Source organism: Streptomyces sp. NPDC051662 (genome assembly GCF_040681655.1).
Classification (GTDB): domain Bacteria; phylum Actinomycetota; class Actinomycetes; order Streptomycetales; family Streptomycetaceae; genus Streptomyces.
The window spans coordinates 339,481-359,330 of record NZ_JBFAZD010000005.1 but is presented as its reverse complement, the minus strand read 5'-3'; the positions used below and the strand labels follow the sequence as shown (position 1 = coordinate 359,330).

At 71.4% G+C, this 19,850-nt stretch carries 18 protein-coding genes and 1 pseudogene; 5 read left to right on the top strand and 14 right to left on the bottom strand.

Annotated features, from left to right (window positions below; all coding sequences use genetic code 11):
- Positions 1-41: 41 nt before the first annotated feature.
- Positions 42-437, top strand: coding sequence for an ATP-binding protein (locus AB0M67_RS11645; protein WP_365745032.1), 396 nt, complete (start codon positions 42-44; stop codon positions 435-437).
- Positions 438-566: 129 nt separating this feature from the next.
- Here AB0M67_RS11645 and AB0M67_RS11640 read toward each other — a convergent pair whose 3' ends face one another.
- From AB0M67_RS11640 to rpe, 4 genes are all read right to left on the bottom strand, one after another.
- The gene (locus AB0M67_RS11640) at positions 567-1,370 is read right to left on the bottom strand and encodes an RNA polymerase sigma factor SigF (protein WP_365745183.1); all 804 of its coding nucleotides are present in this window, start codon (positions 1,368-1,370) and stop codon (positions 567-569) included.
- 183 nt (positions 1,371-1,553) lie between these two features.
- Entirely contained in the window at positions 1,554-2,996 is a 1,443-nt protein-coding gene (locus tag AB0M67_RS11635; RefSeq protein WP_365745030.1) for a GuaB1 family IMP dehydrogenase-related protein, read from the bottom strand.
- A gap of 308 nt (positions 2,997-3,304) precedes the next feature.
- Positions 3,305-4,354: a sugar-binding domain-containing protein gene (locus AB0M67_RS11630; protein ID WP_249951002.1), complete on the bottom strand. Its 1,050-nt coding sequence runs from the start codon at positions 4,352-4,354 to the stop codon at positions 3,305-3,307.
- 115 nt (positions 4,355-4,469) lie between these two features.
- The gene (gene rpe, locus AB0M67_RS11625; protein WP_365745027.1) at positions 4,470-5,153 is read right to left on the bottom strand and encodes a ribulose-phosphate 3-epimerase; all 684 of its coding nucleotides are present in this window, start codon (positions 5,151-5,153) and stop codon (positions 4,470-4,472) included.
- A gap of 236 nt (positions 5,154-5,389) precedes the next feature.
- On the opposite strand from rpe, the gene AB0M67_RS11620 reads away from it, so the two are divergent.
- Positions 5,390-6,970 carry a TIGR03086 family metal-binding protein gene (locus tag AB0M67_RS11620; protein WP_365745025.1) on the top strand — a complete coding sequence of 527 codons (1,581 nt, stop codon included), beginning with the start codon at positions 5,390-5,392 and terminating at the stop codon, positions 6,968-6,970.
- A 37-nt stretch (positions 6,971-7,007) separates the two neighbouring features.
- Here AB0M67_RS11620 and AB0M67_RS11615 read toward each other — a convergent pair whose 3' ends face one another.
- Complete coding sequence (locus AB0M67_RS11615; protein WP_365745023.1) at positions 7,008-7,382, bottom strand: VOC family protein; 375 nt, start codon at positions 7,380-7,382, stop codon at positions 7,008-7,010.
- 162 nt (positions 7,383-7,544) lie between these two features.
- On the opposite strand from AB0M67_RS11615, the pseudogene AB0M67_RS11610 reads away from it, so the two are divergent.
- Both AB0M67_RS11610 and AB0M67_RS11605 read left to right on the top strand, forming a co-directional pair.
- A pseudogene (locus AB0M67_RS11610) lies at positions 7,545-7,797 on the top strand (alpha/beta fold hydrolase); the annotation flags it as partial.
- Between the two features lie 20 nt (positions 7,798-7,817).
- Positions 7,818-8,822 (top strand): helix-turn-helix domain-containing protein, encoded by a 1,005-nt coding sequence (locus tag AB0M67_RS11605; protein ID WP_365745021.1) that lies wholly within the window; start codon positions 7,818-7,820, stop codon positions 8,820-8,822.
- Here the strand turns inward: AB0M67_RS11605 and AB0M67_RS11600 are convergent.
- Together AB0M67_RS11600 and fmt are read right to left on the bottom strand one after the other, a co-directional pair.
- Positions 8,716-10,149 (bottom strand): transcription antitermination factor NusB, encoded by a 1,434-nt coding sequence (locus AB0M67_RS11600; protein ID WP_365745019.1) that lies wholly within the window; start codon positions 10,147-10,149, stop codon positions 8,716-8,718. The two genes, AB0M67_RS11605 and AB0M67_RS11600, sit on opposite strands and share 107 nt — an antisense overlap.
- 66 nt (positions 10,150-10,215) lie before the next feature.
- Positions 10,216-11,145 carry a methionyl-tRNA formyltransferase gene (gene fmt / locus AB0M67_RS11595; protein WP_365745017.1) on the bottom strand — a complete coding sequence of 310 codons (930 nt, stop codon included), beginning with the start codon at positions 11,143-11,145 and terminating at the stop codon, positions 10,216-10,218.
- Positions 11,146-11,373: 228 nt separating this feature from the next.
- Here fmt and AB0M67_RS11590 point away from each other — a divergent pair, with 228 nt between their 5' ends.
- Entirely contained in the window at positions 11,374-11,898 is a 525-nt protein-coding gene (locus AB0M67_RS11590) for a hypothetical protein (protein ID WP_365745015.1), read from the top strand.
- A gap of 129 nt (positions 11,899-12,027) precedes the next feature.
- On the opposite strand, the gene AB0M67_RS11585 is transcribed toward AB0M67_RS11590, so the two are convergent.
- The 7 genes from AB0M67_RS11585 to pyrF all read right to left on the bottom strand — a co-directional run bounded on the left by AB0M67_RS11585 (position 12,028) and on the right by pyrF (position 19,849).
- On the bottom strand, positions 12,028-14,172 hold the full coding sequence (locus AB0M67_RS11585; protein ID WP_365745013.1) for a primosomal protein N': 2,145 nt from the start codon (positions 14,170-14,172) through the stop codon (positions 12,028-12,030).
- A gap of 220 nt (positions 14,173-14,392) precedes the next feature.
- Complete coding sequence (gene metK / locus AB0M67_RS11580; protein ID WP_365745011.1) at positions 14,393-15,616, bottom strand: methionine adenosyltransferase; 1,224 nt, start codon at positions 15,614-15,616, stop codon at positions 14,393-14,395.
- 390 nt (positions 15,617-16,006) lie between these two features.
- Complete coding sequence (gene coaBC, locus AB0M67_RS11575) at positions 16,007-17,224, bottom strand: bifunctional phosphopantothenoylcysteine decarboxylase/phosphopantothenate--cysteine ligase CoaBC (RefSeq protein ID WP_365745009.1); 1,218 nt, start codon at positions 17,222-17,224, stop codon at positions 16,007-16,009.
- A gap of 168 nt (positions 17,225-17,392) precedes the next feature.
- Positions 17,393-17,665, bottom strand: a complete 273-nt coding sequence (rpoZ, locus tag AB0M67_RS11570; RefSeq protein ID WP_030355514.1) for a DNA-directed RNA polymerase subunit omega — start codon at positions 17,663-17,665, stop codon at positions 17,393-17,395.
- A 77-nt stretch (positions 17,666-17,742) separates the two neighbouring features.
- The gene (gene gmk / locus AB0M67_RS11565) at positions 17,743-18,306 is read right to left on the bottom strand and encodes a guanylate kinase (protein ID WP_365745007.1); all 564 of its coding nucleotides are present in this window, start codon (positions 18,304-18,306) and stop codon (positions 17,743-17,745) included.
- Between the two features lie 38 nt (positions 18,307-18,344).
- A complete protein-coding gene (locus tag AB0M67_RS11560; RefSeq protein ID WP_030355512.1) occupies positions 18,345-18,668 on the bottom strand; it encodes an integration host factor in 324 nt (107 codons plus the stop codon).
- Between the two features lie 344 nt (positions 18,669-19,012).
- Complete coding sequence (gene pyrF / locus AB0M67_RS11555) at positions 19,013-19,849, bottom strand: orotidine-5'-phosphate decarboxylase (protein WP_365745181.1); 837 nt, start codon at positions 19,847-19,849, stop codon at positions 19,013-19,015.
- Between the last annotated feature and the right edge of the window lies 1 nt (position 19,850).

The following is a 19,850-nucleotide window of genomic DNA, read 5'->3' as shown; positions in this document are numbered from 1 at the left end:
ATGCCGGTGAAAGACCGACAACGGGGTAGATGGGGCCTGTGATGAGCAACGAGCCGCATGTGGTGGTCGTGGACTCGCCGTACCGGGACAGCGCGGCGGCACGCGGCGCCGCCGCCGAGTTTCTTCAGCAGCACTGTCCGTGGGCCGATCTGGACGCGGTGCTGCTCGTCGTCTCGGAACTCGTCTCGAACGCCGTCCGGCACACCCCGGGCTGGTGGCGGCTCCATCTCACCGCGCGGGACGAGACGTTGACGGTGGAGATGGACGACTCCAGCCCGGAGCCGCCGGTCGCGCGCACGCCCGACTTCTCCGGGGGCGGCGGGTTCGGCTGGCACATGGTGCTGAGACTGGCGGGCCATGTCGAGGTCCGGCCGCTGCCGGACGGCAAGCGTGTCCAGGCGGTCTGGCAGCGGCCGGCGGTCACCGCCCCCGTCTGACCGGGCGGCACGCCCCAAAAGCAGCCGGCCAACAACGCACACGCGAGGGGGCGCCCCGTGGCAGCGGAGCGCCCCCTCGCGTGTTCGTATGTCACTCGTGGGTCATCTGTGCTGTCATCCGTGCGCGCTTCACTCCACCACCAGCAGACCCGCCCTGAGCCGCCCGGTGATCCGTGACAGCAGCCGGGACACATGCATCTGGGAGACACCCAGCTCGGCGCCGATCTCCGACTGGGTCATCTCATCGCCGAAGCGCATGCGCAGGATGCGCCGCTCCCGCTCGTCCAGATCCTCGATGAGCGGCTTGAGCGCCTGGACGTTCTCGGCCGTCTCCATCCCCGCGTCGGGTGCGCCGATCCGGTCCGAGAGCGGGCCCGGGGAGCCCGACTCGTCATCCGTCGGCATGTCGATCGAGCCGGCCGTATAGCCGTTGCTCGCGACGACGCCCTCGATGACCTCGTCCTCGTCCAGCCCGAGATGCTCGGCCAGTTCGGGCGTGGTGGGCGCGCGGTCGAGCCGCTGGGAGAGCTCGTCGGTCGCCTTGGCCAGATCGATCCGCAGCTCCTGGAGCCGGCGCGGAACGTGTACGGCCCAGCTGGTGTCCCGGAAGAACCGCTTGATCTCGCCGACGATGTAGGGCACGGCGAAGGTCGCGAACTCCACCTCACGGCTGAGCTCGAAACGGTCGATCGCCTTGATCAGGCCGATGGTGCCGACCTGGACGATGTCCTCCATCTGGTCCGAGCGATTACGGAACCGAGTGGCCGCGTAGCGGACCAGCGCCAGATTCAGCTCGATCAGGGTGTTGCGTACGTACTGGAACTCGTGTGTGCCCTCGTCCAGTTCCGCCAGTCGGGCGAAGAAGAGTTTCGAGATTTCCCGCGCGTCCCTGGGTGCCACTTCCGACGGGCACTCCACGTAGGGAAGTTCCAGCTCCGCCGCCTCCGCGCGCTGCTGGGATCCGTACTGCGTGCTTTCGGTCGGGACCGTGCTCGCCGTGGACACTTTGTCCTCCCCTGCTCCGTGGTCAGTGCACAGCGCGTGTACCCGCTCTCCTCGCACTCATGCCTGTCCCGGTCGCTCGAACAGTGACGGATCCGAGCGACCGGACACGCGCTAGCTCCAACTGGCGTGCAGGGGCTTGCCCTCGGCGTATCCGGCGGCGCTCTGGACGCCGACGATCGCCTTCCGCGCGAACTCCTCCAGCGAGTCGGCGCCGGCGTAGGTGCACGAGGAGCGCACGCCCGCGATGATCGAGTCGATCAGGTCCTCCACACCGGGGCGGGCCGGGTCGAGGAACATCCGCGAGGTGGAGATGCCCTCCTCGAACAGCGCCTTGCGCGCCCGGTCGTACGCCGACTCCTCGCTCGTACGGTTGCGCACGGCGCGGGCGGAGGCCATGCCGAAGGACTCCTTGTAGAGCCGGCCGTCGGCGGCCTGCTGAAGGTCGCCCGGGGACTCGTACGTACCGGCGAACCAGGAACCGATCATCACGTTCGAGGCGCCGGCGGCGAGCGCCATGGCGACATCGCGCGGGTGCCTGACCCCGCCGTCGGCCCAGACGTGCTTGCCGAACTTCTTCGCCTCCGCCGCACACTCCATGACGGCGGAGAACTGGGGCCGGCCCACCCCGGTCATCATGCGGGTGGTGCACATGGCGCCGGGCCCGACCCCGACCTTGATGATGTCCGCGCCGGCCTCGATCAGATCCCGTACGCCCTCGGCGGCGACGATATTGCCCGCGACGACCGGCACCTTCGGGTCGAGTGCGCGGACGGCCCTGATCGCGGCGAGCATCGACTCCTGGTGGCCGTGCGCCGTATCGACGACAAGCGTGTCGACGCCCGCGTCGAGCAGCTGCGCGGCCTTGCCCGCGACATCGCCGTTGACCCCGACGGCGGCGGCGATCCGCAACTTGCCCGCGGCGTCGGTCGCGGGCGTGTAGAGGGTCGCCCGCAGGGCGCCCTTGCGGGTGAGGACACCGACCAGCCTGCCGTTGGCGTCGATGGCGGGGGCGATCTTGCGGTTGGCGTTGTCCAGGGTGTTGAACGCCTCGCGCGGGTCCATGTCCGCGGAGATCAGCAGCAGATCCCTCGACATCACCTCGGAGAGCTGGGCGAAGCGGTCGACACCGGTCAGGTCGTGCTCGGTGACGACCCCGACGGGCCGACCCTCGCCATCGACGACGACCCCCGCTCCGTGCGCCCGCTTGGGCAGCAGGGACAGGGCGTCACCCACGGTCTGGAGGGGGGCGAGCACGATCGGGGTGTCGAGTACGAGATGGCGCGTCTTGACCCACGAGATGACGTCGGTGACGACCTCGATGGGGATGTCCTGCGGGATGACGACGAGACCACCGCGCCGGGCGACGGTCTCGGCCATCCGGCGGCCCGCGATCGCGGTCATGTTCGCCACGACGAGGGGGATGGTGGTGCCGGTGCCGTCGGGGGCGGAGAGATCCACCGCCTGACGGGAACCCACGGCCGAACGGCTCGGCACCATGAACACGTCGTCGTACGTCAGGTCATACGGCGGCTGCAGGTCATTGAGGAAACGCACGTGCAGAACATCCCAGTCGATCGGAGTTGGCCCCCGGTCGGTGGAGCCGGGGAAAACGCACGTACTTGATTGTCCCATGCCGGACCGGATACCCGGCGGGGGAGGAACGTCCAGCTCAGAAGGGGTGCCCTCATACGATGATCCAAACACCCGGCATCGGGCTACGTCCGGCCGACGGGCACCGCCCGGGCACCGCCGCCGCCCCCGGCAACCGCCCGACCAACACCACCCGCCCCGGCGACCGCCCCCGGCGACCGGCCACCGCTCCCCGGCCGCCGATCGCCGTTACTTCGAACCGGGAGACCGGGTCAGGTCTCGTCCGGGTCGACCCGCTCCAGCGCAGGCCGCGGCCCCGGGGTGAACTCCGTCAGCAGGAAGTCCGCCGCAGCGGTGTCCGTGACCAGGCTGGTGACCAGTCCGGAACGGAGAACCGCCCCGATCGCCTCCGCCTTGCGCAGCCCGCCCGCGATCGCCACGACCTCCGGAATCCGGCGCAGCCGGTCGGCCTCGACCGTGATGCAGCGCTCGCCCAGATCGCGGCCGACCCGCCGGCCCTCCGCGTCGAAGAGATGCGCGGACATCTCCGCGGCGACGCCGAGCGAGGCGTAGTGGTTGCGCTCCTTCTCGGTGATCATGTCGTGCACCGTCGAGATGCCCGGCTCCCAGGAGCCGATCGAGACGGCGGCGACGGTCACCTTGTCGAAGTACTCGAAGGCGCGCGCGATACCCGTCTGGCTGCGCAGCGCGGCGGCGGTCGCCGGATCGGGAAGCAGCATCGGCGCGTAGATGGGGTGCGCCTCTCCCCCGGACACCTGGGCGGCCCGCCGTACGGCCTCGACCGAGCCGCGCTCGGCCGTACCCGCGTCGTACACACCCGTGAGCTGGACCACCGTGCAGGGCGGCAGCCGGTCGAGCGCGGCGGCCATGTGGATGGTGGACCGGCCCCAGGCCAGACCCAGCACATCGCCCTCGACGACCAGCTCACCGAGCAGATCGGCGGCGACCTCGCCGAGGTTCTCCGGGTCGGGCGACTCGTCCTCGGCCTCCGTGGGCGACTCGACCACCACCGCGTGCCGCAGTCCGTAGCGGGCGCGCAGCGCGTCGGAGCGCTCGGCGTCCAGCTCCGACGGAACGCGGATCTCGATCCTCACGAGGTCGCGCTCCAGCGCGGTCTCCAGGACCCGGGCGACCTTGAAGCGGCTGACGCCGAACTCCTCGGCGATCTGGATCTTGGACTTGCCCTCCAGATAGAAGCGGCGGGCCATGGCCGCCGCCTGCACCAGTTCCGCGGGTCCCATCCGCAGGGCTGGCCGACCCGCCGACATACCAGACACCGCGATCTCCTCACTGCTGTTCACACTCTGGACTCGCTGTTCATCCTGTCAGATCCAGCGATCCTTGATCAGCCCCGAAGGGCGCCGTTCATGTTCCCGTGGCGCACTGGTCCACCGGAGTCCCGCCCACTCGTACGGGTCAGTGGCCGCATGCCCAGGATGCCGCGCCGGTGGCCTCGGTCGCCTGGTTGCGGAGCATCCGTACCGCCGCGGCCGGATCGTCCGTGCCGTACACCGCGGAGCCCGCGACGAAGACATCGGCGCCCGCCTCGGCGCAGCGTTCGATGGTGGTGGCCGAGACCCCGCCATCCACCTGGAGCCACAGCTCAAGACCGTGCTTGGAGATCAGCTCCCGGGTGCGGCGGATCTTGGGCAGCATGATGTCCAGGAACGCCTGGCCACCGAAGCCCGGTTCCACCGTCATGATCAGCAGCATGTCCAGCTCGGGGAGCAGGTCCTCGTACGGCTCGATGGCCGTCGCGGGCTTGAGCGCCATGGACGCCCTCGCGCCCTTGGCACGGATCTCGCGCGCCAGCCGTACCGGGGCGGCGGCGGCCTCCACATGGAAGGTCACCGAACCGGCACCGGCCTCGACATACTGCGGGGCCCAGCGGTCGGGCTCCTCGATCATCAGATGGCAGTCCAGCGGGATGTCCGTCGCCCGTCCGAGCGCTTCGACCACCGGCACGCCCAGGGTCAGATTGGGCACGAAGTGGTTGTCCATGACATCGACATGAAGCCAGTCGGCGCCCTTCACCGCCTTCGCCTCATCGGCGAGTCGGGAGAAGTCGGCGGACAGGATGCTGGGGTTGATCTGGGCCATGTGCCAAGCCTGCCATGCTCCGGACCACTTCCGGACCGCCCGGGGAACCTCGGTACGGACCAATGCACCGCGGCGCGGTGCGAGAACCGCACAGTCCGCGCAATCCGTACGTCCTGCCCCGCCGACGGCGGCCCGGCCGGGCCGTTCGAGCCGCCCGTCCCGACCCACCCGTCTTGACCGCCCGTCCTGACCGCCCGTCTTGACTCTCCCACCGAGGGAGACCTCACGGTGTCACCATGCACAGCGAACCCCTACTGCTCAGCATCGGCGCGGTGGCCGAGCGCACCGGTCTGCCGGTGAAACTCGTCCGCCACTGGTCGGATCTCGGCATCGCACCGCCCGCCGACCGCACCGAGGCCGGCTATCGCCGGTACGGCCCCGAGGCGGTGGCCCGCCTCGATCTGGCGCGTACCCTCCGGGACCTCGGTCTCGGCCTGTCCACGATCCGGGACGTACTCGACCGTGAACGGGAGCTGTCCGAGGTGGCGACGGTGCACGCCGATGCCCTGGAGGCCCGGATCCGTACGCTGCGGCTGCGGCAGGCGGTGCTCAGGTCGGTCGCCAGGCGCGGTGCGGACGCGGAAGAGCTCACCGCCCTCGACGAACTGGTCAGGATGTCCGCCGCCGAACGCGAGGCGATCGTCGGCGCGTTCGTGGCGGGGGCGCTCGAAGACACCGGGACCTCGACCTTCGGGCAGGGTCTGCTGGCGGCGCTGCCCGAGCTGCCGGCCGAGCCCACCGCCGAACAGGTCGACGCCTGGTGCGAGCTCAGCGCTCTCGTACGGGATCCGGCCCTGGCCGCGGCGCTGCGACGGATGGCCGAGTACGCGGCCCGCTACTCCCTGGCGTCCACGGCCGAGGACGCGGGGCGGGCTCAGCAGGCGGAGGAGCTGACCGACTCCTGGGTACGCCGGGTGTCCGCGGCGATGGACAGCGGTCTGGCGCCGGACTCACCGGCGGCGGACGCGGTAGTGACGGCCGTCGTGGCGGAGTGGCTGCCCGGCCAGAGCGGTACGCCCGGCGCACCGGACCACGACGGACCGACGGCGCGGGCCCGGCTGCTGGAACAGCTGGAGATGGCCGCCGACTCCCGCGCCGAGCGGTACTGGCAGCTGGTCTGCGTCATCAACGGCCGGCCCGTACGGCCGAGCCTGGCCCCGACCGGCGCCTGGCTGATGACGGCTCTCAGGACCAATCCGACGCCCGGTGCCCGCGCCTCGACGCTGGAAACGCTCTACGACATGCCCGGCGCACCGGACGGGCCGGGGACCGGGATCGTGGACGCCTTCGCCGCGGTCCTGACCGAGGTCGAGCGTCTGGTGTCCGCCGTGGGACCCGACCGCCTCGCTGATCCGACGCCTTGCGCCGAGTGGGACGTACGCGCCCTGCTGGACCATCTGGTCTGGGAGAACCTGATCTGGGCCGGGCTGGCCGAGGGCTCCCCGCCCACCGATCACGGGGCCGACCACCTGGGCGCGGACCATCGCGCCGCGTTCCGCGCCGCCGCGTCGGCGACGATGACCGCATTCCGCCGCCCCGGCATGCTGGAGCGCCGATACGGCCCCGCCCCGGGCCGGAGACTGGTCGAACAGTTGCTGATCGAGATGCTGGTGCACGGCTGGGATCTGGCCATCGCCACCGGACAGCGGCCGGACTTCGCGGAGGGGACCGTGGAGGCCGTCCTCCCCTCCGTACGGGAGATCTACGGAGCGCTGCCCCGGACGCGGGGCGGTTCGTTCGCCCCCGAAGCGCCGGTACCCGACGGGGCGAGCGCGACGGACCGGCTGGCGGCCTTCCTCGGCAGACGGGTCTCGTGAACGCGGCGGTGACTCAACGTCCGCTTGCGGTCAGTCGTCAGTCGGAAGACCTGGTCAGACAGAAGGGATGACCGGCCGGATCGGTGAGAACCCGCCATCTGTCGCCGCCCGGTTGGAACCGCGGCTTGGACGCGCCCAGTTCCAGGAGCAGAGCCTCGGCCTCGTCGAGGTTGTCCACCGCGAAGTCGAGGTGGCTCTGTTGGGGCGCGGCCTGGTCGGGCCAGCGCGGAGCCTGATAGTCGTCGACCCGCTGGAAGCCGATGAAGAGCCCGTCCCCGCGGGTGAGTCCAGCGAAGTCGTCATTCGACTCCCGGACGAGTGCGAGCCCGGTGGCCCGCTGGTAGAACGCGGCCAGTGCCCGCGGGTCGGGGCAGTCGAGCGTTATCGCCGTCAGCCTCATCTGCGGGGACATGGCAGCTCCAGCACGGCGATCAGGCTCTCGGACACGGGTCGCGCCCCACGATACCGATCAGCTCCGCACTCCGTGACCCGGCTCTCACCCTCACGCGATCGTCGGCCCCGTGACGACATGTGTACAAGACCGGGGGCCGGCAGCCCCGGCATCCTCCCGTGCATGGGTATCCACGACGCCAAGCACGTGCACGGGATGCACGTGGTCCACGACGGCCCGCGGGAGGCTCCGCCGCTGGTGCTCATCCATGAATCGGGGGCCTCGGGCAGCTCCTGGGGCCCGGTAGTGCCGGCGCCGGCCGCCGGTCACCGTGGCCGGGCACTCCAGCGGCGGATACATCGCCACCGCCCTCGCCGAACAGCGCCCGGACCTGGTGGGTTCGCTCGCACTGATCAGCAGTGGCCCGGAACCGAACCACCACCTGACTGGGCGTCGGTGGAGGTCGCCGTACCCCGGCAGTCGGACCGGCTGCCGGGGGTCAGCATGGCCGGGTTCCGCCAACGTGCCCCGGCGCGCGGGGATATCGCCATGGTCGCGCACCCCTCGGTCACTCTGTTCGTGGACCTGAGGGAGGGAGACAGCCTTGTCCACGACGCCCACGGCCGGCGCGAATGCGGCAGCACGGTCGTGGGACTGATGGCTCGCGACCTTCGGCTCGGAAGCCGGGCGGCCGGGGGGATCGAGTGCCTCCAGATCCGGTTGTCGCCGGTCCTGGCGGTCGCGGTGCTCGGCGCGTCGACCGACCTCAGCGGGACGGTGGTCTCCCTGGAGGATCTCTGGGGCCACGACGCCGGGCGAGCCGAGGACAGGCTGCGGACCGCCGCGTCGTGGGACGAGCGCTTCACGATCGCCGTGGATGCCCTTGGCCGACGGCTGAACGCCCGCCCGTCGCTTGATCCGGAGGTGACCGCTGCCTGGTGGCTGATGCGCACCAGCCGGGGACGGGTTCGCGTTGACAGCCTGGCGAAAGAGGTGGGATGGAGCCATCAGCGCCTGTGGTCCCGCTTCCGGTCCCAGATCGGCCTCACCCCCAAGCACGCCGCCCGGCTGGTGCGCTTCGACCACGCCGCCCATCTCCTCGCGGCGGGTAACGCCGCCGCCGAGGTGGCGGCCGCGAGCGGCTACGCCGACCAGGCCCACCTCCACCGCGAGGTCAAAGCGTTCACCGGGGTGACACCCACCGCCGTAGCCGCCGCGCCGTGGCTCGCCATCGATGACGTCGCGTGGCCGGCCTCGTTCGCGGACCTGACACCGTCGACGTCCACGATCCGTCAGGTTCCGGCGAGAACGGGTGGTGATCCGACAGGTTCAACGCGACAGGACGGCGCGGCCGTCAGGCGGTACGCCGCAGCAGCGCCAGGTACATCGCGTCCGTCCCGTGCAGATGCGGCCACAGCTGGACGTCGGGACCGTCCCCCAGCGCCGGTACGCCGGGCATGAGCGGCCTGGCGTCGACCCACTCGGCCTCGACCGCCGGGCCGCCGCGCCCCCTCAGGACGTCCTCGACGACCGCCTTGGTCTCGGCGGGGTGCGGGGAGCACGTCGCGTATCCGACGACGCCGCCGACCCGTACCGCGTGGAACGCCTCGCGCAGCAGTCCGCGCTGGAGCGGCGCGAAGCCCTCCAGATCCTCCGGGCGGCGCCGCCAGCGCGCCTCCGGCCTGCGCCGCAGGGCGCCGAGGCCGGTGCACGGCACGTCGACCAGAACCCGGTCGAAGGAACCGGGGACCCAGGGCGGCCTGGTGCCGTCGGCGGCGATCACCTGATACGGGCCGGGGTTCCCGGCGAGCGCCCGGGCGACCAGCCTGGCCCGGTGCGGCTGCTTCTCGGCGGCCAGCAGGGAGGCGCCGCGCCCGGCTGCCAGCGCGGCGAGCAGCGCCGCCTTGCCGCCGGGACCGGCACACCCGTCGAGCCAGCGCGTGTCCGACCCCTCCAGCGACGCGTTGGCCAGGGCGATCGCGACGAGTTGGCTGCCCTCGTCCTGGACGCCGGCCCGCCCCTCCCGTACGGCGTCGAGCGCGCCCGGTTCACCGCCCTCGGTGAGCCGTACGGCATACGGCGACCAGCGGCCGGGCAGCCCGGAGTCCTCGCCGAGCACATCGAGCAGTTCATCGGCGGTCGAGCGGCCGGGCCTGGCGACCAGCGTCACCTCGGGCCGTTCGTTGTCGGCCTCCAGAAGATCCTCGATCCCGGCGCGGCCACCGCCCAGCGCGTCCCAGAGCGCGGAGACCACCCAGCGGGGGTGCGAGTGGACGACCGCGAGATGGTCCTCGGCGTCCTCGTCGTACGGCGGAGCGACCCGTTGCAGCCAGGTGTCCAGATCGTCGCGCGAGATCTTGCGCAGTACGGCGTTGACGAACTTGGCGCGGCCGTCGCCGAGCACCACGCGGGCCAGCTCCACACTCGCGGAGACGGCGGCGTGCGTCGGGATCCGCGTCCCGAGCAGCTGGTGCGCCCCGAGGGCGAGCACATCGAGGACGGGCGGATCGACCTCACGCAGCGGCCGGTCGACGCACGCCGAGATGATCGCGTCGTAGGTGCCCTGGCGCCGGAGCGTCCCGTACACCAGCTCGGTGGCGAGCGCCGCGTCCCGCGCCTCGAAGCCGCTGTTCTCGCGCGCCTTCTTGAGCAGCGGCGGCAGCACGAGATTCGCGTACGCCGCCCGTTCGTCGACGGCCCTGAGCGCCTCGAAGGCGAGGAGCCGCACGGGGTCCTTCTTGGGACGGCGGTACGGCTTGGAGGGGCGGCGAGGGGCCTGCTCGTTCAAAGGTGCTCCGCGGTGAGAAGAATTGATCCCCTCCAGCCTAATGCTCCCGCCCGCCGCCCGAACCGCCTACCCGAGGCTCTCGCCCGGTGCGATCCGCACCCCGCGCGCCCAGTCGGCGGCGCGCATCGGCTTCTTGCCCTGCGGCTGGACCCAGAGCAGCTCGACCTCGTGCGAACCGGTACCCACGTACACATTGTTCTTGCCGACGGCGATCGCCCCGGGGGCCAGCTCCGTACGCTCGGGCAGCAGCCCCAGGTGGACCAGCTTGAGCCGTTCCCCGCGGAAGACCGTCCAGGCGCCGGGCGCCGGGGTGCAGGCACGGACCACCCGGTCCACCCGCAGCGCGGGCGCGGACCACTCCACCCGCGCGTCCTCGACCGTGATCTTGGGGGCGAGCGTGATGCCCTCGGCGGGCTGCGGTACCGGCTTGAGCGAGCCGTCCTCGATCCCGTCCATGGTCGCCGCGAGCAGCCCGGAGCCCGCGAAGGCCAGCCGGGTCAGCAGATCACCACTAGTGTCGGTGGGCCGTACATGCTCCGTGATCACGCCGTACACCGGCCCGGAGTCCAGCCCCCGCTCGATCTGGAAGGTGGACGCGCCGGTCATCTCGTCGCCCGCCATGACGGCGTGCTGCACGGGCGCCGCACCGCGCCAGGCGGGCAACAGTGAGAAGTGCAGATTCACCCACCCGTGGACCGGCACATCGAGGGCGGACTTCGGCAGCAGCGCGCCGTACGCGACGACCGGGCAGCAGTCCGGCGCGATCTCGCGCAGCCGGGCCAGGAAGTCCTCGTCACGCGGCCTGGCCGGCTTGAGCACCTCGATGCCGGCCTCCTCGGCGCGCTGGGCGACAGGACTGGCGACAAGCCTGCGACCGCGCCCGGCCGGGGCGTCGGGCCGGGTCACGACGGCGACGACGTCATGCCGTTCGGAGGCGATGAGTGCGTCCAGGGCGGGTACGGCGACCTCGGGGGTGCCGGCGAAGACGAGCTTCATCGGTGGCTGACTGCCTCTCGGACTGAAAATGCGGTGATCGAGCGACGCACCAGTCTATGGGCCTGGCCACCAGGGGGCGTACGACGGCCCACGCGCCCCGCGCATATGCGCATACGCCCCCGCAGCGTGACCACAACGCCAGGTGGCGCGTTGTCAAGAGAGATTGACCACACGGGCCGCACCGGTGCGGCCCGGATCCTTTTCAACGCCGGTTCGAGAGGCTTGTTCATGGCCGACCACGCAACCCACGACGCACAAGCCCGAGCAAGTCTGCACCTGTTGGTGCGGGACATCGAGCGGGTCCGGCGGCAGGTGGACGCATTGCGCACCCTCACCGCCCAGTTGGGCAATGTCTACCGCCCGCGACGATCGGGTCCTTCCACGGGCTTCGTCGTGTACGGCAGGGCACCCGCGCCGACCGTACGGCTCGCGCAGGAGCTGAGGGACAGCGTAGAGACCCTGGTGACCGCCGCGGTGGACTTCGACCGCTCGCTGGGCTTCTCCTGGGACGCGGTGGGCTCGGCGCTCGGCGTCACCAAGCAGGCGGTACACCGCCGTTACGGCACGCGCCGGGCCACCCAGCAGGCGAGCGCACCAGAGGCGGACCGCCCCCAGGACACCACAACGCCGCGCCCCGCGGTGCCGACCGTCGTACCCGCGGCGCGATCGATGCCGCCCCAGCCGACGGCGAGCACCCAGTCCCTGCGGGAGGAACCCCGCCCGAACGTCTTCCCGGGTCCAAGGGGCGGCTGACCGGGCCGGGCGGAGCGACCACCCGGGGGGGGAGGGGGCCGGGATCCGGGCACGTACCTCCGGAGGCCCCGGCCCCCGGCACCACCCACCGCGCCCCGCCGGAGGCGCACCGCGCCCGGAGCCGCGACCTCATCCGATGTCCGGCGGATCGATCCGCACCCGTACGGCATCCCCCCCGCCCCGAGCCAACCGCGCCGCCTGCGCTCTCTTCAGCGCCCCGGCGAGCGCGGCCCCGCTCCCCGGCGGCACCCGCACCAACGCCCGCTCCCACCGCTCCCCCGCCGGTGCGTCGCCCGACCGGCGCGCCCTGCCCGGATCCGTGACCGGCATCGGCACGGGCCCCAGCACCTCCGCGTCGTCGGGCAGTTCCGCGGCCGCCAGAAACGCGACCACCGCCTCGCCCCGCCCCAGCACCGCCGCCATCCGCGACACCGGCGGGAACCCCAGCTCGGCCCGCTCCGCCAGCTCGCGCTGCGCGTGCCCCACCGGATCCCAGCGCACCAGCGCCTGCACCGGCCGCAGTGTCGGCTCGGCGACCACGACCACCGTGCCGCCCTCGCTCTGTCCGCGTACCAGGGACCCCGCGTGTATCCAGCGGCGCAGGGCCTCCTCCCCCGCCCGCAGGTCCGGGCGCCCGAGCATCGCCCAGCCGTCGAGGAGAAGCGCCGCCGCGTAACCACCCTCCGCCACCGGCTCGGCGCCGGGGGTGCTGACCACGAGGGCGGGGCGGCCGGGCACGGAATCGAGTACGTGGTCACGCCCCGATGTACGGACCGGGACGGCCGGGAACGCCCGTCCCAGCTCCTCCGCCGTACGCCGCGCCCCCACGATCCGCGCGCGCAGCCGGGTGCTCCCGCACTCCACGCAGTGCCAGGCCGGTTCGTCCCGGCCGCACCAGGCGCAGTGCAACTCCCCTTCCCGCGGCGCCTCTAGCGGCCCCGCGCAGTGCCGGCAGCGGGCGGGCGTACGGCACCGTTCACAGGCGAGCCGGGGCACATAGCCGCGCCGGGGCACCTGCACCAGCACCGGCCCCGTCCTGAGCCCCTCCCTGACGGCCTGCCAGGCGAGGCTGGGCAGCCGCGCGGCGCGCGCCGCCTCGTCCCGCGCCAGCTCGCCGTCACCGATGGTGCGTACCAGCGGCGCGGCCGTACGCACCTGCTCACGGCCGGCCACGAGGGGCAGCGCCCAGCCGGTGCCGACCAGTTGGGCCGCCTCGACGGTGCAGGACGTACCGCCCAGCAGGAAGCCGCACCTGTCGTGCGCGGCCCGCAGCAGCAGTACCTCACGGGCGTGCGGCTGGGGTGCGTGCTGCTCGCTGTGGCTGCCGTCGCCGTCGTCCCAGATGACCACGAGCCCCAGGTCCCGCACCGGCGCGAACATGGCGGCGCGGGTCCCGACGACCGCCCGTACCGCTCCGCGCCGTACAGCCAGCCACTCCCGATAACGCTTCTCGGGCCCCGCCTCGGCCGTGAGCAGCGCATGCCGCCCTTCGCCCAGCAGCGCCGTCAGCGCCGTGTCGACCCGCGCGGCGATCCGCCCGTCCGGTACGACAACGAGCGCGCCCCGCCCCGAGGCCAAGGCCGCAGCCACGGCACGCGCCACCTCGTCGGCCCAGTGCGGACCGGGCAGTGCGGTCCATACGGCCCGGGGCGCCCCACCACCGGCGAGCGCGGCGAGGAACGCGGGCCCGTTGACGTACCGCTCCCAGGTGCCCGCCTCCGGCACGGCGGGCGGTGGCAACGGCTCCGGTGAGGGCTTCGACTCGGCGCGCGCGTTCCGCGGCGGGACCGCGAGCTGGAGCACATCCGCGAGGCTTCCCGCGTACCGGTCGGCGACGGCACGGGCCAGCCCCAGCAGCTCCGCGCCGAGCACGGGCTCGGGCGACACCACATCGGCGAGCGCGGCGAGCGGCCCGGAGTAGTCGGACTCGGCCCGCCGCTCCACGACGAACCCGTCGATCAGCCGCCCGCCCTCACGCCGCCCGCCCCGAACCTGATGCGCCCCGGCCCCGAACCGCACCCGCACCCGCACCCCGGGCTGCGCCGCCTCGTCCAGTTCCTCCGGCACGGCGTAGTCGAAGAACTGATCAAGATGCAGCACGCCTTTGTTGACCACCACCCGAGCGACGGGCAGCTCCCCGGCCAGCGCGGCCCCCCGCCACGTCCGCGGCTTCGCCCGCGGCACCTTGGCCTTCCGCACACTTTCCCGAATCAGCGCAAGCTGCTCAGGCCCACCCCCGGTGGGATCCTCTGGCCGCTTGTCGTCGCTGCTCACAGCTTCATACCTACCAGACGCCACCGACATCCCCCGGCCCCGCCGGGGACAGCGCGCAGCGGGACTCGGGCAGAGGCCTCGGGCACGTATCGCGTGTCGGTCAGGTGTTCCGACAGCTCCCGCAGACGGCGACCGTTCTCGGCATCGGCCGCCGCGGCACCCATGACCGAGGCCCCGGACACCTGTCGGTGTCCGGGGCCTCGACGAGAAACCCGAAGGGTCAGATCCCCGCGGCCTTGCGCAGGGCTTCCACGCGGTCCGTGCGCTCCCAGGTGAATTCGGGCAGCTCGCGGCCGAAGTGGCCGTACGCCGCCGTCTGGGCGTAGATCGGGCGGAGCAGGTCGAGGTCGCGGATGATCGCCGCCGGGCGGAGGTCGAAGACCTGCGCGATGGCCTGCTCGATCTTGTCCGTGTCGACCGTGGCCGTACCGAAGGTCTCCACGAAGAGGCCGACCGGCTCGGCCTTGCCGATCGCGTAGGCGACCTGGACTTCGCAGCGCGAGGCCAGACCCGCCGCGACGACGTTCTTCGCGACCCAGCGCATCGCGTACGCCGCCGAGCGGTCGACCTTCGACGGGTCCTTGCCGGAGAAGGCGCCGCCGCCGTGGCGGGCCATGCCGCCGTACGTGTCGATGATGATCTTGCGGCCGGTCAGGCCCGCGTCACCCATCGGACCGCCGATCTCGAACCGGCCCGTCGGGTTGACCAGCAGACGGTAGCCCTCGGTGTCCAGCTTGATGCCGTCGTCGACGAGCTCCTTGAGGACGTGCTCGACGACGAACTCGCGGACGTCGGGGGCGAGCAGCGAGTCCAGGTCGATGTCCGAGGCGTGCTGCGAGGAGACGACGACCGTGTCGAGACGGACGGCCTTGTCGCCGTCGTACTCGATGGTGACCTGCGTCTTGCCGTCCGGGCGCAGGTACGGGATGGTCCCGTTCTTGCGAACCTCGGAGAGCCGGCGCGAGAGCCGGTGCGCGAGGTTGATCGGGAGCGGCATCAGCTCGGGCGTCTCGTCGCAGGCGTAGCCGAACATCAGGCCCTGGTCGCCGGCGCCCTGCTTGTCCAGCTCGTCCCCTTCTTCACCCGCGGCGGCACCCTCGACGCGCTTCTCGTACGCCGTGTCGACCCCCTGCGCGATGTCGGGCGACTGTGCGCCGATGGACACCGAGACGCCGCAGGAGGCGCCGTCGAAGCCCTTCTTCGAGGAGTCGTAACCGATCTCCAGGATCTTGTTCCGCACCAGCTGGGCGATCGGCGCGTAGGCCTTGGTGGTCACCTCTCCGGCCACGTGCACCAGACCGGTGGTGATCAAGGTCTCCACGGCGACCCGGGAGGACGGGTCCTCCTCAAGGAGCGCGTCAAGAATGGTGTCGCTGATCTGGTCAGCGATCTTGTCGGGGTGACCTTCGGTCACAGACTCCGAGGTGAACAGACGGCGGGACACATCGCTCCCTGTGGTTGCAGCGGCTGCTGGCTGATCATTGTCGGACCGGCGGAGGGCCCCAGCCCCGCGACGGTCCACGACCACTTTATCGGTCGAATCGGGTCACGGGGGCAAGTGTCTCGATCTGTGGGAGCCCCGCCGCCCGCGGCTCTGCATTATGCGATACGCCGATCGACCCTGGCCAGGGGGCGCTACGCCGGGATTCTCCGGCTTTGGGCCCTCCGCCATGGCGATTGTCCGGAAACGGGACAGCGGCGGTGCAACAAAGAATTCACGCGCGCCACGGTTTCCGTTCAGCGGGGGCGCTCAAGACCACGCCGCACGCCCCGCCGTCGCGCCCCGCTGGCGCACCCCCTGCCGTCGCGCCCCGGCGGCCCCAGGTCGCCGCCCTCAGGTCCCCAGCCTCGGCACCACCAGGTCCCAGACGACATCCGCCAGCGCCTCCTTGGGTCCGTACGGCACCGCCGTCTCGCCACCGTCCGCCGCGAGCACGACCGCCTCGTTCTCCTCGGCGCCGAAGGTCTTCCGCTCCCCGACCTCATTGACCACCAGCAGGTCGCATCCCTTGCGCCGCAACTTCTTCCTGCCGTTCGCCAGGACATCGTCCGTCTCCGCCGCGAAGCCCACGATCACCTGTCCGGGGCGGGCCCGATCAGCGGAGATCTCGGCGAGGATGTCCGGGTTACGGACGAGCGCCACCGGCGCGGGCTCCTCGCCGTCCTTCTTCTTGATCTTGCCTTCGGCGTAGGACGCGGGCCGGAAGTCGGCCACGGCCGCCGCCATGACCACGGCGTCGGCCTCCGCGGCGGCCTTCAGTACGGCCTCACGCAGTTGTACGGCGGTCCCGACATGGACCACATCCACGCCCGCGGGGTCCGCGAACCCGGTATTGGCCTCGATCAGGGTGACCCGCGCGCCCCGCGCCGCCGCCGTACGGGCCAGGGCGTACCCCTGCTTCCCGGAGGAGCGGTTGCCCAGATAGCGCACCGGGTCGAGCGGCTCGCGCGTACCGCCCGCGCTGACCACGACATGGTGTCCCGCCAGGTCGGGTACGGAGTCGGGTACGGACGCGCCGCGCGCCAGTACGCGCCGGCAGACCTCGAAGATCTCTCCCGGGTCCGGCAGCCGGCCCTTGCCCGTGTCGACGCCGGTGAGGCGGCCGACGGCGGGCTCGATGACCACGGCGCCGCGGCGGCGGAGCGTCGCGACATTCTCCTGGGTGGCGGGGTGCTCCCACATCTCCGTGTGCATGGCCGGTGCGAAGACGACCGGACAGCGTGCGGTCAGGAGCGTATTGGTCAGCAGATCGTCGGCGAGTCCGTGCGCCGCCCTGGCCAGCAGATCGGCGGTGGCGGGGGCGACGACGACCAGATCAGCGGACTGCCCGATCCGCACATGCGGCACCTCGTGGACATCGGTCCAGACCTCGGTGGAGACGGGGTGGCCGGAGAGCGCCGACCAGGTGGCCGCGCCGACGAAGTGCAGCGCCGAAGCGGTCGGTACGACCCGTACGTCATGGCCCGATTCGGTCAGCCGTCGCAGCAGCTCGCACGCCTTGTACGCGGCGATCCCGCCCGCGACCCCCAGAACGACCTTCGGCTTGTCCACCGTGTCTCCCCTCTCTCGTCCGTCTCGCTCGTCCGTCTCGCGTACTTCGCGCGTCCGTCCTCGGCCCTACGGACATGACACACCACAGGCCCGGCGGTCGTACCGCCGGGCCTGTGGGTGAAGAGCCTGTGCTGAAAAGCCTGTGCCTGTGCTGAGGAGCGCGTACGCCTACTGGGCCGGGCCGTCGATGGCCTCGGAGGTCAGCAGACCCGCGTTGATCTCCCGCAGGGCGATCGAGAGCGGCTTCTCGTGGACGTGGGTGTCCACCAGCGGACCGACGTACTCAAGCAGGCCCTCACCGAGCTGCGAGTAGTACGCGTTGATCTGACGGGCGCGCTTGGCCGCGTAGATCACGAGGCTGTACTTCGAGTCCGTGGCCTCAAGCAGCTCATCGATCGGCGGGTTGATGATGCCCTCGGGCGTGGTGATGGAAGAGGACACTCTCTAGCCTTCCGAAGAAAATTCAGGGAGAAACCGGTAATTGCGGGATTCACGATGGAAGGAAAGCCCACAAAAGATCATGCAACTGCCATCAAGGCTAGCAGCTCGCGCGCGACGTCCTCGACCGAGGTGTTGACCAGCGTCGTATCGAACTCCGACTCGGCCGCCAGCTCCACCGTGGCGGCCTCCAGACGGCGCTCGATCACCTCGGCCGACTCCGTGCCCCGGCCGGTGAGCCGGCGTACCAGCTCGTCCCAGCTCGGAGGCGCCAGGAAGACCAGCCGGGAATCGGGCATCGACTGCTTGACCTGTCGCGCGCCCTGGAGATCGATCTCCAGGAGTACGGGGTCACCCGCCCCCAGCCGGTCGAGGACCGCCTGACGCGGTGTGCCGTAGCGGTTGCCCGCGAACTCCGCCCATTCCAGCAACTCACCATTGGCGACCAGCTTGTCGAATTCATCGTCGGTGACGAAGAAATACTGGACGCCATGGCGTTCGCCGGGGCGCGGTTTTCTGGTGGTGGCCGACACCGAGAGCCATACCTCGGGGTGGACCTTGCGCATATGGGCGACGACCGTGCTCTTGCCGACCCCGGAGGGGCCGGAGAGCACGGTCAGCCGCGGTCGTACTTCTGCTGCCATGCGGCGATTATCCAGGTTCTCGGGGGTGCCCGAGAACGTCAGGCAGCCTTGCCGCCGAACTCGCGCTCCAGGGAGGCGATCTGGTTGGAGCCAAGACCACGCACTCGGCGGCTCTCGGAGATGCCGAGCCGCTCCATGATCTGCTTGGCGCGGACCTTGCCCACGCCGGGCAGGGACTCAAGCAGCGCGGAGACCTTCATCTTCCCGATGACGTCGTTCTCCTGACCCTGCTTGATGACGTCATGGAGGGAGGCGCCGGAGTGCTTGAGTCGATTCTTGACCTCGGCCCGCTCCCGGCGAGCCGCGGCGGCCTTTTCGAGCGCGGCTGCGCGCTGTTCAGGGGTAAGGGGCGGAAGAGCCACGCCTACGTCACCTCGGATGTCGAACTGTCGGATACGGACCGGTGAGGAACCTAATCGCCCCACACCAGGCGAGCAACGGGCAACGCACTGCACGTTGGCTCTCGACGGAGACTAGCGGCCATGGCCGCCGGAGTCAGCGAGAACAGACGAAAAGTCCTGGTCAACGTCGATCGGGCCGGTCATTTCAGGCAAATTGCCCAGCTTTTCCGCCAAGATTCTCTTCATCGGCGTCCCAGCGGTGTTCTCCTGGAGTTCAGCGTCACCTCTCAAAACGTCCCGGCGCACCGCGGAAAGCCGCCCGCCTCGGCACCGAATCCCTCCCGGCACGCCCCCGGCGCACGCCCCTACGCGCCGACGGCCACCCGCACCTCGTCGGCGAAACGCTCCGCCGCCGCCCTGAGCGCGCCGAGGTCCGGACCGTGCCGCAGCACGCCCCGGCTGACGCTCGGGACCACATTGCCGACCGCCGTGCCGAACACGCCGGGCAGATCGGCCGGGGTCGCGCCCTGCGCGCCGATGCCGGGCGCGAGCAGCGGACCGTTGATCGCGAGATCGACCCCCGGGTCGCCCAGGGTGGCGCCGACGACGGCGCCGACCGAGCCGAGCGGGGTCGCGCCCGCGTTCTCCGCGGCCATGTGGTCCAGCATCAGCCCCGCCACCGGCCGGCCGTCGGCCGCGGTGGCGCGCTGCACCTCCGCGCCCTCGGTGTTGGAGGTCAGGGCCAGGACGAAGACACCCGAACCGGAGAGCGCGGCGGCGTCCAGCGCCGGACGCAGTGAGCCGAAGCCGAGATACGGGGAGAGCGTGACGGCGTCGGAGAAGAGCGGCGAGTCCTGGTCCAGATAGGTCGCCGCGTACGCGCCCATGGTGGAGCCGATGTCGCCGCGCTTGGCGTCCATCAGGACCAGCGCCCCGGCCGCCCGCGCCTCCGCGACGGTCTTCTCCAGGACGGCGATCCCGCGCGATCCGAAGCGCTCGAAGAACGCCGACTGCGGTTTGAGCACGGCCACCCGGTCCGCCAGCGCCTCCACCGTCGTACGGGCGAAGCGCTCCAGACCCGCGATGTCGTCGCCCAGACCCCAGTCCGTGAGCAGCGAGCCATGCGGATCGATCCCGACACAGAGCGGTCCGCGGGTGTCCATGGCGCGCCGCAGCCGGGCCCCGAAGGGCTCCTGCGGGATC